Genomic DNA, 241 nt, shown 5'->3' on the forward strand with positions numbered 1-241 from the left:
TTCCGGTGCGGCATTTTTCGGAAAACCGGAATTAACGATGAACCGGTTCTTGCCGCAAGACATTTCGAAGGACAGGCACCCTGAATGGGCGTTGCGTGAAAGCTCTGCCGAACTGGGATAACCCGTATCCACTATGATAACGGTATCGTCGGTGGCAAGCCGGTGGTAGTTCACGTCGGGCAGCACCTTGGAGGGCCGGCCCGCCGTTTCATCATAGCGGAGCACGGAGACGAGCTCATTG

1 protein-coding gene is annotated in these 241 nt (G+C 56.4%); it reads right to left on the reverse strand.

Annotation, left to right across the window (positions count from 1 at the left end; translation table 11 throughout):
- The coding region (locus SB816_RS34510) for a heparinase II/III family protein (protein WP_410548559.1) at positions 1–225 on the reverse strand (225 nt) is incomplete at its 3' end.
- Positions 226–241: the final 16 nt, after the last annotated feature.

The sequence above is a fragment of the Achromobacter sp. SIMBA_011 genome (genome assembly GCF_046535435.1).
GTDB lineage: Bacteria > Pseudomonadota > Gammaproteobacteria > Burkholderiales > Burkholderiaceae_B > Achromobacter > Achromobacter dolens.